At 41.9% G+C, this 14436-nt stretch carries 13 protein-coding genes; 8 read left to right on the top strand and 5 right to left on the bottom strand.

The window, feature by feature from the left end; genetic code table 11:
* The first annotated feature begins 5 nt into the window (after window positions 1–5).
* The 3 genes from DCO56_RS24580 (at window position 6) to DCO56_RS24570 (ending at window position 3982) form a co-directional block, all read left to right on the top strand.
* Window positions 6–1994, top strand: coding sequence for a TonB-dependent receptor plug domain-containing protein (locus DCO56_RS24580; protein WP_108636330.1), 1989 nt, complete (start codon window positions 6–8; stop codon window positions 1992–1994).
* Between the two features lie 22 nt (window positions 1995–2016).
* A complete protein-coding gene (locus DCO56_RS24575; protein ID WP_108636329.1) occupies window positions 2017–2868 on the top strand; it encodes an MbnP family protein in 852 nt (283 codons plus the stop codon).
* 91 nt (window positions 2869–2959) lie between these two features.
* A complete protein-coding gene (locus tag DCO56_RS24570; RefSeq protein WP_206531854.1) occupies window positions 2960–3982 on the top strand; it encodes a cytochrome-c peroxidase in 1023 nt (340 codons plus the stop codon).
* A gap of 48 nt (window positions 3983–4030) precedes the next feature.
* On the opposite strand, the gene folP is transcribed toward DCO56_RS24570, so the two are convergent.
* From folP to DCO56_RS24550, 4 genes are all read right to left on the bottom strand, one after another.
* Window positions 4031–4870, bottom strand: a complete 840-nt coding sequence (gene folP / locus DCO56_RS24565) for a dihydropteroate synthase (protein WP_108636327.1) — start codon at window positions 4868–4870, stop codon at window positions 4031–4033.
* Complete coding sequence (locus tag DCO56_RS24560; RefSeq protein WP_108636326.1) at window positions 4867–5346, bottom strand: DUF4920 domain-containing protein; 480 nt, start codon at window positions 5344–5346, stop codon at window positions 4867–4869. Before DCO56_RS24560 ends, folP begins: the two co-directional genes overlap by 4 nt.
* Before the next feature lie 145 nt (window positions 5347–5491).
* On the bottom strand, window positions 5492–6070 hold the full coding sequence (locus DCO56_RS24555; RefSeq protein ID WP_108636325.1) for an L-threonylcarbamoyladenylate synthase: 579 nt from the start codon (window positions 6068–6070) through the stop codon (window positions 5492–5494).
* Window positions 6071–6098: 28 nt separating this feature from the next.
* Window positions 6099–6917, bottom strand: a complete 819-nt coding sequence (locus DCO56_RS24550; protein ID WP_108636324.1) for a 2,3,4,5-tetrahydropyridine-2,6-dicarboxylate N-succinyltransferase — start codon at window positions 6915–6917, stop codon at window positions 6099–6101.
* 174 nt (window positions 6918–7091) lie between these two features.
* Between DCO56_RS24550 and DCO56_RS24545 the strand changes: the two genes are divergently transcribed.
* From DCO56_RS24545 to DCO56_RS24525, 5 genes are all read left to right on the top strand, one after another.
* Window positions 7092–7502, top strand: coding sequence for an RNA-binding S4 domain-containing protein (locus DCO56_RS24545; protein WP_108636323.1), 411 nt, complete (start codon window positions 7092–7094; stop codon window positions 7500–7502).
* Between the two features lie 99 nt (window positions 7503–7601).
* Window positions 7602–10730: a SusC/RagA family TonB-linked outer membrane protein gene (locus tag DCO56_RS24540; protein ID WP_108636322.1), complete on the top strand. Its 3129-nt coding sequence runs from the start codon at window positions 7602–7604 to the stop codon at window positions 10728–10730.
* Window positions 10731–10743: 13 nt separating this feature from the next.
* Window positions 10744–12177: a RagB/SusD family nutrient uptake outer membrane protein gene (locus DCO56_RS24535; RefSeq protein ID WP_108636321.1), complete on the top strand. Its 1434-nt coding sequence runs from the start codon at window positions 10744–10746 to the stop codon at window positions 12175–12177.
* A gap of 1 nt (window position 12178) precedes the next feature.
* On the top strand, window positions 12179–13234 hold the full coding sequence (locus DCO56_RS24530) for an isoaspartyl peptidase/L-asparaginase family protein (protein ID WP_108636320.1): 1056 nt from the start codon (window positions 12179–12181) through the stop codon (window positions 13232–13234).
* Between the two features lie 29 nt (window positions 13235–13263).
* Window positions 13264–14106, top strand: coding sequence for a cyanophycinase (locus DCO56_RS24525; RefSeq protein WP_108636319.1), 843 nt, complete (start codon window positions 13264–13266; stop codon window positions 14104–14106).
* Here the strand turns inward: DCO56_RS24525 and ytxJ are convergent, their stop codons facing one another.
* Window positions 14107–14436, bottom strand: a complete 330-nt coding sequence (gene ytxJ, locus DCO56_RS24520; RefSeq protein WP_219929443.1) for a bacillithiol system redox-active protein YtxJ — start codon at window positions 14434–14436, stop codon at window positions 14107–14109.

Raw genomic sequence — 14436 nt, 5'->3', positions numbered from 1 at the left:
GAGTCATGAAGAAATTAAGTCTAGTTCTTTTTATTCTTTCTCTTGGGTTGGATGTTAATGGACAAATTGCTCCGGTAAAAAGAGATACAACGAGACGTTTGGGGGAAGTCAAGGTTGACGCTACGGTCAAACGAAAAATCGAAAACGATATGAAGATGGCTGTCTCAGTCGATGAGTTTTTGGCTTCATCAGACAATATCAGCTTTATTAAGCGTGGAGCCTATGCATGGGAACCTTTACTGAACAACATGAGTACAGAGCGTTCTACAATCACAATCGACGGTATGCATATTTTTGGCGCCTGTACGGATAAGATGGATCCCATAACTTCCTACGTGGAAACGAACAACCTCTCTTCCATTGATATTAAATCTGGGCAAGAAGGGAATATGCATGGCGCGACAGTGGCTGGAAGTATTGATCTCAAAAGAAGAAGTACGCCTTTTGGTCTGCAACAAAAAGTAGGTGGTGCGTATCAGACAGGTTTTGAGTTTAACAATAAACAGGCATTTAACCTTGGGAATCTATTCTATTCAACAGACAACTTTGTGGCTGACGGTAGCATTGCCTTTCGTAAAGCAGGTAATTATTATGACGGAAACAACAAGGAAGTACTGCATTCACAATATAATAAACTGAATGCATCATTGGGCCTAGCCTATAAGACAAGTCCACTTTCTGCCATCAGGGTAGATGCGATATTTGATCGGGCAAAAGATGTTGGCTTCCCAGCTTTACCGATGGATCTATGGTTATCACGGGCGATTATTACATCAGCATCCTATAAGCAATTGTTTGAGGAAGGATTGGTAAAAGTATGGGATACCAAAGTTTATTTCAATGCCGTGGAGCACTATATGGATGATACGACACGGCCGGAGAATTTGGTACACATGGATATGCCCGGATGGAGTACGACGTATGGATTGGTGTCAAAAATAAATTTAAAGAAAGACCGATATTCTTCGGAGGTACAGTTCAATGCCTACGATAATCTTTCGATAGCGGAAATGCGAATGTACCCCCAAGATCGTTCCAAACAGACCATGTTTGCTTATAGCTGGCCTTGGGTAACAACCCGTTTTGCAAGTATTGCAATGAATAATTCCTGGGAAATTTCAGAAAGGAGTAAAGTGAATCTCGGTGGTTCGTTAGGCTGGAACTATAACTACTCCAAATACGTGGAATTTAACTGGATTTTTCATCCCGGAGCATCACAAAAAAAGAATAGATGGCTTCCGGGCTTACATGCCAGCTATGAGTTAAGCTTAAATCAGTTTGATATTTCGTTAGGAACGGGTTTTGGCCATCGCGCGCCTTCTGTTTCCGAGGCCTATGGCTATTATATCTACAATAGCTTTGACCGTTATGATTATATCGGGAACCCCGATCTAAAGAATGAGATTTCTTATGAAGGCAACGCCAGCGTTGGATTCAAGACTGAGAAGCTAAGTATTGCTGCAAAAGTTAACTATTTCTACATCAACAATTATATCATCGGGCGGATTTTGAGTTTAGGAAGCCCCATGAATTATCAATCCGTCGGTGTAAAAGGTTATACTTCTTTAAAATATGCTACGCTGTTTAATACAGCTATTAATGTAGATTATAAAATCCTGGATAACCTGCATTGGAAAGGCGTGCTTACCTATGCAAGAGGAAAGGATGATGAAGGCGGGAATCTACCATTTATACGTCCGCTGAGTTATCAGACTTCACTGCATTATGGGTATAAAAGACTCGGCTTGCGGACCTCCTTAAACGGAGATTTTGCCCAGACCAATTACAGTCCAGCCTATGGTGAAGATCAAACGGCTTCCTACAAAATATGGAACTTATCTGCGGATTACAGTTTCAGCCTCGGCAAGTTCAAATCTGTCTTTCAGGTTGGGGCCGAGAACCTGTTGAATGAATATTATAGTACCTATGCGGATTGGGGAAATATACCCCGGATGGGACGGAATATTTTTACATCCTTAAAAGTCAATTTTTAAATAACTTAAAACTTAGAATAACATGAAAAAAAATGCAATTAAACTCCTAATGATTTCTTTGGTCATGATCTCTTGTAGTAAAAATGAAGATGTCGCAAACAGTGTTAATTTACATTTCAACAATACTTTTAAAAATACGACAATCGTGCTGGGGGGCTTAGATTCCCCAGTAGCGACGACGAATACATCGGCTGATGGCCAAGTGCATCAATTTTCGGAGTTAAAGTACGTGATTAGCAATATCAGACTTGTGAAAGCCGATGGGTCTGAAATTCCTTATAATGTAAATGATTTGGACAAGGGAGCTACCGTGGTTAATCAGGCAAAACTTTCAAGCTTGGATTACATGTTGGCAGACATACCCGTAGGGGAATACAAGCAGATAAAATTTGGACTTGGTATAAAGCCGGGATTAAACACATTGGATCAGTTTAGATTTCCTGTATTTTATGCGACTGCTGAAGCCAATGATACGGAGATGATGTGGCAATGGGCGACTGGTTATCGTTTTGCTAAAATGGAGGGGTTTTATGAAAACGATCATAAAAAATTCACGATTCATACCGGCAGTACTTTAAATGGAAAGCCTGGGCAACCAGATACCTACGTGCAGGGAGTAGATGCTTATCGTGATATTACATTGGATTTAGATACAAGGCTTGTTGTCGGTGGTAACAAACCCCAAATTACGATTAAGGCAGATTTTGATAAGTTATTTAGTGGGAAAAATAAGATCAGCATCAATGCAAAATATGCGACAGCACCACAACAACATGAAGGTATGGAGGTCATGGTAGAATATGTCAATAATCTTGGCGGAGACGATAAGGAAGATAGAGCAGGAATGTTCTCTATTGAAAAGGTCGAAAACTAAAATAAATTATACAATTGATCATCATGGAGGGCAAGCGTATACATGACGACATAGCCTATCCATGATGATTTTACAATAAATAGAGATGCAGATGAAAACCGTAATTGGGATTTTGTTTACCTTGTTGATTATCTTATCCTGTAGCAAAGAGGATAGTTTTGTGTTGGATAACGATAGCAATCCCGAAATTCCCTTTTTTATACCTACAGATTTTCCCGCACTGAATACTACTGTAAAAGATAATAGACCTACGAAATATGGTGTGGAATTAGGTGAGAAACTATTCAATGAAAAAAGATTCAGTGGTAATAACACGATTTCATGTGCAAGTTGTCATAATCCTTCCCTGGCTTTTTCTGATGGAAAGATGCAGGCAATAGGTATTGAGGGACGGGTTGGACTGCGGAATACACCCCCTTTACAGAATTTGGCCTTTATGAAATTCTATAATTGGGACGGTAATATTCTTGAGCTGGAAAAGCAACCATTGGTTCCCATCATCACGCATGAAGAAATGAATTCTTCTATATTAGAGGTTATCCGTAAGATTGGCGACGATTCCGATTACAAAGATTTATTTCAAAAAGCATTCGGTGAGGGTGGCATAACACCTGATCGAATTTATCGCAGTATTGCACAATACGAGTATACATTGATCTCTGCCAATAGCAAATATGATCGTGTAAAAAGAAATGAAGGGGAGCGATTTACAGCGGAAGAGGAGAGAGGGTATACAACTTTCAAGACTAAATGTGCAAGTTGTCATGGTACGGAGCTTTTTACTGATCAGAGCTTTAGAAATGTGGGCTTCCCAATGAATCCTAATCCTGAAGAAGCAGGACGTGGTCGGGTTACCGGACGGCAAGCTGATCAAATGGCTTTTCGTGTTCCCTCTCTAAGAAATGCGGCCTATACAGCGCCTTACGGAAGTTTTGGTCAATTCCCGACCTTGAGATCCGTTTTGGATTATTTCGATAAAGGCGTACTTGATGCAGAAAATCTTGATTCTATCCTAAAGGAAAATGGCAATCGCATTCCATTAACGGAGCAGGAAAAATTAGCTATTATTGCTTTTATAGGAACATTAAGTGATCCAACATTTATTGGCAAGTAAATACGACATACCCGGAACGATGTTTATACAAATAGTATGCACACTTCTCTAATAGAAGAGATCAACAAGCTGTTTTGCCTCTGCGACATCGTGGACACGAAGCATCTGTACACCTCTTTCCAAAAGTAAGGTATTTAATGCCGTTGTACCATTGAGGGCATCCTGTGCTGTAATACCCAATTTTTTATAAATCATGGATTTACGTGATATGCCGCCTAAAATTGGAAGACCAAAATAGTGGAGCTCATTGACGCGGTATAGTAATTCATAATTTTGGTTGATCGTTTTCGCAAAGCCGAACCCGGGATCCAGGATAATGTCCTTTACCCCCAAATCCCTTAACTTTGCTACACTTTCCCCTAGAAAGGTAGCAACATCGGTCACGATATCGGTATACTCCGTTTGCTTCTGCATATTTTCGGGAGTACCACGCATATGCATGAGGATATAAGGTACTTGGTATTTGGCTACTGTGGCAAACATTTCCTCATCAAGCGTACCTCCCGAGACATCATTGACGATGTGTACACCTGCGTCAATAGCTTCGGCAGCGACATCTGCCCGAAAAGTGTCTATGGATAAGATGGCTTCTGGAAAAGCCTCTCTGATTGCCAGGATAGGAGGGAGCGCCCTGTCCATTTCTTCCTGAGAAGATATTAATGGAGCGCCGGGACGTGAAGAATAGGCCCCAATATCGAGAATTTGAGCGCCTGCCGCTAAGAGATTACTTGCTTTTTCCAAGGCTTTCTCCACAGTGGTATTATCTCCACCGTCATAAAAGGAGTCCGGGGTAACATTGAGTATGCCCATTACAATAGGTTTCTCAAATGTCATTAGCTGTCCACCTACATTGATGGATGGGACAGTTGCTGTCTGAAATTTTTTCATCTTACCACAAGTACTCCGTCAGCAACAATATTAATATCGTTTTTTGGCTGAGTAATTTGATTTATTTCGGCTTGAGATTTACCGAGATCTTTTGCGGCATGTTGCAGTGATGCAACTGAAGTTTCTTTCCGCTTGGCCACGCCTTCGACCACGACCGTTTTACCGATAATATCAGCAGGCATAAAAAAGCCGTAATCTTTAAAACGTACCATAATAGGCTCTTCCCCATCGCGCGCTAAGGTCATGAAACAACCTTTCTTCTTACAGACTTCAACAACCTTACCCTCAATTTTGCCAGTGAAAGTATTTTTGTTACTTAGCTCTTTTTCTAGTTTAGCAACAGAAATCGCCTTATTTGCCTGAATTTCCTTTCCATATTTTACACCGGGCTTTGCGGAAGGAATCTCCTTTTTTTGCGCATGTAATTGTGTATTTATAGCAATTGCCAGGGCAAAAAATAAAATGATCTTTTTCATCCGTTTAAATTATTTATAATCTTTGGTCTCATATTTACTTCGTTCGCGCAAGCACAATTTCATCGTCTGTCTCTTTTAAGCCGTATTCAAGATCACAAAAACCGTTTCTCGCATTTTACGTGTTAAAAAACAGGAGAACTTTCTACTACTTTCGAATAAATTCAAATTTACCGCTCGGATCCAGTTTCATGATGGTAGACGATTTACCATCGGTCTTCACATGCCTATCATATTCGACAATATAGTCTACACCTGCTTTGATCTCTTCAGCGATTTCGTCAAAATCCTTCGCTGTTGGCTCACCACTGATATTGGCTGAAGTGGAGATAATAGGCTTACGGAAGCGTTGTAGAAGTTGTTCGCAAAAAGGATGTTTGACAATTCGAATGCCAATCGAACCGTCCTCTGCGATGGCATTGGGGGCAAGATTTTTGGCATTCGAATAGACAATTGTCAATGGCTTGTCCGTATATTCAATAAGCTGATAAGCAACGTCCGGGATTTCGTTCACATAACTTGCCAATTGGTTGTCGTTATGTAAAAGGACGATCAGACTCTTGGATTTATCTCTTCCCTTCAATTGAAAGACTTTCTCTACAGCTTCCGGATTAGTGGCATCACAGCCTATTCCCCAGATCGTATCTGTTGGGTATAGGATTAATCCACCTGCTTTCAGCGTTTCCAACGCCTTGTTTAAATCCTCACGATCCACGAATGCGCTCATTTTTTATTTCTTTAGTTCTGACTTGAATTTAGACAGCGACATTATGCTCACGCAAAGCATCATTTAATGAAGTTTTCTTATCGGTAGATTCTTTGCGTTGACCAATGATCAATGCACAAGGAACTTGATACTCGCCCGCAGCAAATTTTTTGGTGTAAGATCCAGGGATGACAACCGAGCGTGCAGGCACGTAACCTTTATATTCCACTGGTTCAGGTCCGGTAACATCGATGATTTTTGTCGATGCGGTCAATACAACATTAGCACCTAATACGGCTTCTTTTTCTACACGAATTCCTTCAACAACGATTGCTCTTGATCCGATAAATACGTTGTCTTCAATAATAACTGGAGCAGCTTGAACAGGTTCAAGTACGCCACCGATACCAACGCCGCCACTTAAGTGTACATGTTTACCGATTTGAGCACAAGACCCTACTGTTGCCCAAGTATCTACCATCGTACCTTCATCGACATAAGCACCGATATTAACGTATGAAGGCATCATGATTACTCCTTTAGCTAAATACGCGCCAAGACGTGCAGAAGCTCCGGGAACAACACGTACACCCGTGTGTTTGTAATCCGTTTTTAACTTCATTTTATCATGGAATACAAAAGGACCGGCCGTCATTTCACGCATATCATTGATCGGGAAATACAAGATCACAGCTTTCTTGATCCAGTCATTGACATGCCATCTCGTTCCGATCATTTCAGCTACACGGATTTCACCGCTGTCCAGCTTCATAATCACTGTACGAATTGCTTCTGTATATTCTTTATACTCCAATAACTGTCTATCTTCCCAAGCTTCCTCAATCAATTTTTTAAGTGGCTCTACCATATTATTTGTTTGCTTATTTGAATTTGTTTATTTTGATGTACAAACTTAGATAAAGTTGCATTTAAAAGCAACTTTATCGTTCTCTCCCCTCATGAAGAAAATGTTCATCGGGGAAATATGTTAATTTTCGGTGGAAATACCACGATAATTTGCTAATATAACTATTTTTGAACTATGGCTGCAGCATCAGAAAAATTGAGAATTGATAAATATTTATGGTCGATAAGATTGTTTAAGACGCGAACCTTGGCAACCGAAGCCTGTAAGGCGGGACGGGTCAAGCTGAAAGGTCAAAATATTAAACCTTCTTACGAGGTTAAAATTGGTGATGTCTATCATATCCAAAAAGGAATAGAAAAGAAAGTCGTGCAGGTAACCGGTCTTCTTGAGCGCCGGGTGGATGCAAAAACTGCGGTTCAGTTTTATGAAGATCAGACCCCAGTGGAAGAGACTGTGGGCTACAAATCGGTGTTTCAGGCGCCGGTACTTAAACGGGACCGCGGAACGGGAAGACCCACGAAGAAGGATCGTCGTGAAATAGATGATTTACAGGCATCCGACTGGTGGGACAAAGAAGATGAATAAAGTAAAAAATATTTCATTTATTCGATAATTATTTGCATTTTAGGTTAGCTAAAGTTATCCGCATGGATAGACTTTAACACTGACCAAAATGCAAATATTATGAGAGGTAGCATGCACGCACAAGCGCTGATGACCCTAGCGCTCACCCTAAATCTATCACCAGCTCTCGCCAAGTCTGGACACTCCGCTTCAGCTGCCAGTTATGGCTATTCGTTCGCGCGCTTACAACAAACTATTCGGGGAAAAATTCTTGATGAAAAGGGGCAGGGCATAGGTGCTGTCACCGTCAGCAATTTGACGACAGGAATAACTGCACAGTCCGCTCCGGACGGTAGTTTCAGTATTGCTGCAAAACAGGGGGATCAATTGGAGTTCTCCTCTGTGGGCTATGACCGACAGAGCAATACAGTCAGTGGTTCGGGGCCGCTAACGATTGTATTGGCAAATAAGAGCACGGTGTTGGAGGATGTGACCGTGACAGGATATACGAATTATTCCAAAAAACAGTCCGCCAATGTTTCCACCACAGTAAAAGCAAAAGATCTGGAACAAGTACCTATGGCTTCTGTTGACCAAATGCTACAGGGGCGTGTTCCGGGGATGAGTGTAATGGCTAGTTCAGGACAACCTGGTGCTACTGCTTCTGTTGTTATCCGGGGGATTGGTTCCATCAATGGTATTTCGGATCCTCTGTATGTGATCGATGGAATTCCTATTGCCACATCTGAACTGAAGAATTTTAGTGCGAATGATTTTGAGTCTGTCAATGTATTGCGCGATGCAACAGGAAAATCTTTATACGGATCCAGAGGTTCAAACGGTGTGATTGTCATCACGACAAAAAAAGGTAAATCTGGTCAGTTGACGGTGAATTTTAACTCTCAATATGGTATTTCCAAACTGACAAGGCCAAAATTCCAGATGATGAATACGCAGCAACGTTTGCAATTTGAAGAAGAATTGGGAGCTTTTGTCGATCCAGATAACAATGAAGGTATAGGTCCGGGATGGACTTATTCACCTAAAAATCCTGACGTAGCAGGGGGAACTTCAGCTTATAAAGCTCGAGCAGCTCAACTATTGGATAGTTTGAGAGGAATTAATGTTGACTGGCGTGATTACTTCTTTCGCAATGGAAAGTTTATGGATCAGCAGGTAAATGTCAGTGGAGGCGGGGAGCATGTACGGTTTTATAGCAGTGCGGGATACTATAAACAGGAGGGGGTCGCCATTCGATCTGGTCTTGATCGGTATACCTTGAAAAATAATGTAGATTTTGATAAAGGGAAGCTTTCAGGAGGTGTAAATGTGACCCTTGGGTATACAAATTCGAAATTTACCGAAGGTGTAGGAGCTTCACGTGTCGGATCGTCTATGGCATCGGTTTATTATGCACTACCTTATGAATATCCGTATGCACCGGACGGAACGCTCATTCATTTTGGTAATGAAGACGATTACTTTATTTTGGATCAGCGCGAAGGGAGTGCCGGATTGGAGCGCCTGCTCAACTCAAGTAGTTCTTCTGAGTTATTTAATACCAATGTTGGCCTGAATCTAAATTATCAATTACTACCGACCTTAAAAGTCCACACGCGATTGGGGATAGATTATAACACGACTACCGGCCAAGATTATATCAATCCTGATTCTTATTACGGATCACGGGATCGGGATCCGACACTTGGTGGAAAGGGATTATTCGCAGAAGACAACCTCCGGTCTACCAATGTGATCAGTACCACCGGATTAACCTATCAAAATACTTTTGACGAAAAGCATAACTTGGAGCTCTCAGCTTATTTTGAATATTTATATCGACGTAACCGTGCCTTTGGATACAAGGGTTACGGTATTGATAGCCGTCTGCCCGAGAATCCGAATGGTGTAACAGTAAGTCCGACCTATTTACCAGCAATTTTGGGTGGGCGTACTAAATACGCGTTAGCTTCGTATATGGCCTTGGGAAGGTATACTTATGACAATCGTTATTCGTTGACGGCAAGTTATCGTTATGATGGCTCTTCCCGTGTGGCTGAGGCGAATCGTTGGCATGGTTTCTACTCCTTCGGCGCAAATTGGAATATCAAGGAAGAGGAATTCTTGAAATCCAATGAATTCATACAAGGCCTATCTCTACGGGCCAGTTATGGTACCACGGCCAGTACAATCAATGGTGATTTCAATTACTTAGCAACTTTTAGAAAGGACATTACCTATGGTGGTGAAACAGCCATTCGTCCTTATGATCCCGGAAATCCGAATTATGACTGGGAATATGTGGATGAATTCAATGCTGGATTTGATTTGGAGCTTTTTCCATCAAAGCGGCTTCGTGTTGCCATGGATTATTATAATAAAATAACCAAGAATATGTTTTTTGATCAGCCGATTTCCCTGACATCGGGATTCTTGGATCGTAAGCTACCATTGAGCACAGGCAAGATGCGTAATAGGGGAGTGGAAATGAGCGTGTCCGGTGACGTCGTTAAGACGACGGATTGGGGGCTGACTTTAGGGGTCAATGCATCGTATAATAAGAATACGATATTGTACCTTTCTGATGCATTGACAGAGGTTTTAGATGGAGATACACGTATCATGCGCGTTGGACTTCCCTATGGGACCTACTATGCGCCTGAGTGGGCAGGAGTTAATCCCCAAACGGGTGATGCACAGTATTATAACCGTGACGGCAGTGTAACGACCGAATACGACGAAACTTCACAGGCTGTTACGAAATCCGGAAGCATGTTTCCGAAATGGGTCGGCGGATTTAATACAACTGTTCGCTGGAAAAACCTCTCGTTAGATGCCTTGTTTGCATTCGTTAGTGATGTTCGCCGCTGGAATAACGAGGATTTTTATAATGAGAATTCAAGCTATATGACGAGTAACCAAAGTATACGCATGCTTACGGACCGCTGGAAACAACCGGGGGATAATGCTATTTTACAGCGGATTGATATACCGCGCGAATATACGTCCAAAGATATCCAGGACGCCTCCTTTCTCAGATTGCGGAATGTGAATTTGGTTTATCAGTTTCCGAAAACGTTGTTTGGAGATCAAAAGGTGATTAAAGGAGCCCGGATTTTCTTTCAGGGGCAAAATCTATTGACCTGGACGTCCTGGCGAGGGCTTGACCCCGAAAATAGTGAGGGGATCAGCCGTTTTAACTATCCTGCACCGAGGACATATACTGCGGGATTCAGTGTTAACTTTTAAAAAGACTACGGTGATGAAATCATTTAAAAATATGTTGACAATTGGCCTCTTTACTGTGGGCTTGGCAACTTTATACTCCTGTAATAAATTAGATCTGAGACCTTCAGATACCATTGATCCTGAAAAGGCTTACCGTAACTTGGAAGACATCGATATGGCCATCAAGGGAGCTTATGCAGGGATGACCTATACGCTCATCGGAAATAGTGTGGTTGTTTCGGATGAAGCGATTTACCCCTTGGAAAATACAGTTGGCAATGTGAGTGCTTATCGTTGGCAATATACAGCCTCAAGTTCATCGGTGACGAGCGCTTTTGGTGAGTACTATGTCGTCATAGATCGTGCGAATCGCGCTTTGGCCGGACTCGAAAAATTAGAGAAAGTGGATGCTGATAAGAAGAAACATTACCAGGGGGAATTGTTGGCCATACGTGCTTTTGCACACGTTGAATTGTTGAGAGCCTATGCCGCCGGTTATGAACCTGCAGCATTGGGCATTCCCTATATGATGAAGTCTGAAATAGGGCATCCAAGACGGAACACCGTTGCCGAAGTATTTAATTTGGCCCAAAAGGATATCAATGATGCTTTGGCATTAATTGGAGATGAGGAAGCGATTTATCGCTTTTCTAAAACAGGTTTATATGCATTGCAGGCGAGAGCCGCTTTATATGCAAAAGATTGGACCTTGGCAATTACGGCTTCATCAAAAGTCATCGCAGCAAAACCCTTGGCTGATAGGACTTCCTTTCCGAAAATATGGTCAGACGAGAGTTTCAATGAGGTTGTTTTTTCGTTGCATAGGACTGCTGGGGATCTTCCAAAAGACGATGATTCTCCAGCTGAAGGACCGATCGGGGCGATGTTCTTTAGGCAGGATGGTGAAATAGCACTTTACACACCTTCAAATAAGTTAACTGCTTTATTTGACAAGAATAGAGACATACGTTTTAGAAGCTATATTCTCGATGACCCCAATCGGGGTGCGGGGAAACAACAGTACCTGATTGGAAAATATTTGGGCCGTAAAGAAGCTGATGCAACAGCTGGTCTCGTAGATGTAAAATTATTTAGAACAGGCGAGATGTACCTGATCCGGGCAGAAGCCAATGCGGAAATCAATAAGCTCAATGAAGCAAATACTGATTTGAACGCCTTAAGGAGGGCACGTATTCAAGATTATCAAAATCAGGTCATATCCTCTAAAAACGAACTAATTGACGCCGTTTTAGCAGAGCGTTACAAGGAATTAGCATTTGAGGGACATCGTTTTTTTGATTTAAAAAGAAGGAAAATGCCCGTTCGTCGAGGAGCTCAAGATGCTGTAAATACGGCAGGAGCATTAATACTGGAGCCTACAAAAGCGCAATACAATTTTCCAATTCCTGCGGATGAAATATTTGTTAATAAAAATATGGTTCAAAATCCAGGTTATATAAAAGAATAAAATGAAGATACATGCAATGATAGCGGTGATTATGGGTACTGCTGCGGTGACGCTTTCCTGTAATCATAATGATGGAAAGGAAACACAAGAAATGGCGAAAGAGCAATTTGTTCTGGCAATCCATGGCGGAGCGGGGACAATTTTGAAAAAAAATATGACTGACTCCACGGAGAAGGCTTATAAAACAGTTTTAGAACAGGCTTTACAAGCTGGTTATAACCAATTGAAACAAGGTAATTCAAGCTTGGATGCCGTTGAACAGGCGATTCATGTAATGGAAGATTCCCCCTTGTTTAATGCGGGAAAGGGAGCGGTATTTACGAATGCAGGAAAAAATGAATTGGACGCGTCGATTATGGACGGAAAGACATTAGCTGCTGGTGCAGTAGCCGGCGTTACAACCATCAGAAATCCAATTTCTGCGGCGCGTGCCGTGATGGAAAAATCGGAACATGTCATGATGGTGGGCAGAGGAGCCGAAGAGTTTGCCAAAGAAGCCGGTTTGCAGCTCGTGGATCCATCTTACTTCTGGACTAAAATGCGTTGGGATGCATTGCAAAAAATTAAAAAAGAAGACAGTACTAAAACGCAGCTGGATCATGATCAGAAACAGAGTTCCCGTTTGGGGATCCTTAATAAGGACTATAAATTTGGAACAGTGGGTTGTGTCGCATTGGATAATCAGGGGAATTTAGCTGCGGGTACTTCGACCGGTGGGATGACGAACAAAAAATTTGGTCGTGTTGGCGATTCACCAATTATTGGCGCAGGGACATATGCTAATAACGCAACTTGCGCGGTTTCCTGTACCGGGTGGGGCGAATTTTATATTCGTCATGTAGCGGCATATTCTGTTTCAGCCTTAATGGAATATAAAGGAGACAATGTATGGCAAGCTGGTCAAGCTGTTATTGATCGGATCGGCAAGATGGGCGGAGATGGTGGAATGATTGTTATGGATAAAGAGGGGCATGTCGCCATGCCGTTCAATACCGAAGGAATGTATAGAGGGACGGTAACCAAGGATGGTAAGATAAAAGTAGAAATTTATAAATAAATCAAAGGTATTATATAGGGAAAGCTGTTATGAAAAAGCTGTTGAGTATTATAGTGGTCGCGGTGCTGTGCTCTTTCGCCAGCCAAAAGTCGAAGATTTCACCTAAAGGGACGCTGTTTATTATCGGTGGCGGACATAAGGATGAACATCTGATGGGGGCTTTGGTACAGGTGGCCCAGCTCTCGTCAAAGGACTATATTATGATCTTGCCGATGGCTTCAACTTTGCCCGAAGAGTCCGTTGAGGATATGGTAAAGCAACTGAAGGAGGTCACGAAAAATAAGGTCACCGGTATCAATTTTTCAAAATCAGATGCTGAAAATAAGCGTCTCGTTGACTCGGTCCGTCGCGCTAAATTGATCTATATTACAGGCGGGGATCAAAACCGCTTTATGTCGATAGTCGAGCATACGGCATTGTTCGATGCGATTCACGCGGCTTATCAGCAAGGTGCATGTATCGCGGGTACAAGCGCTGGAGCAGCTATCATGAGTGAGACAATGATTACGGGTAATCAATTAAAAGATTCGACCTATCGACCTACATTCAATAGGCTGGAACATAAAAATTTGGAGACGGCCAAAGGTTTGGGATTGATAAAATCTGCCATTATCGATCAGCATTTTGTGAAGAGAAGCCGATATAATAGACTTTTTACTGCCCTCGCAGAGTTTCCCGACAAGACCTGTATCGGGATTGATGAGGGAACGGCAATTATCGTGAGACAGAATACTATAAAAGTGGTTGGGGAATCCCAAGTAATCGTTGCCAAAAATCCACGTGGATTAAAGAAAAAATCCAATGGATTGATCACTTGGGATAATCTTACGCTCAGTGCCTATGATGAAGGTAAAATGTTTAAGCTAAAATAACTAAAGGTATTTTTCAATTTCATCAAATTGAATATCCCCATGTGATGCATCGTAAAGACTGTTTCTACCTTCGACAATAAGGATCTGGGGGGATTGATGCTCGATATTCCACCGTTGTGCAATTTCATTCGAAAGCGCGCGGTAGCGCAACAAGTCTAACAGGTAGATGGAATAATCCCGATCAGATGTATTTGACATACGTTCTAAGCTACGCTTTGCCATGTTGCTGATACCACAAGTCGTACTGTGCTTAAATATAGCGGTAACCTTATCCGACTGATAAAGTTCCTGTAATTGTTCTTCTGTATTTAATTCTATCCAATTGATCAT

Source organism: Sphingobacterium athyrii (assembly GCF_003071065.1).
Taxonomy (GTDB): domain Bacteria; phylum Bacteroidota; class Bacteroidia; order Sphingobacteriales; family Sphingobacteriaceae; genus Sphingobacterium; species Sphingobacterium athyrii.
The sequence above is the reverse complement of the archived record's forward strand: the minus strand, read 5'-3'. Positions and strand labels throughout refer to the sequence as shown.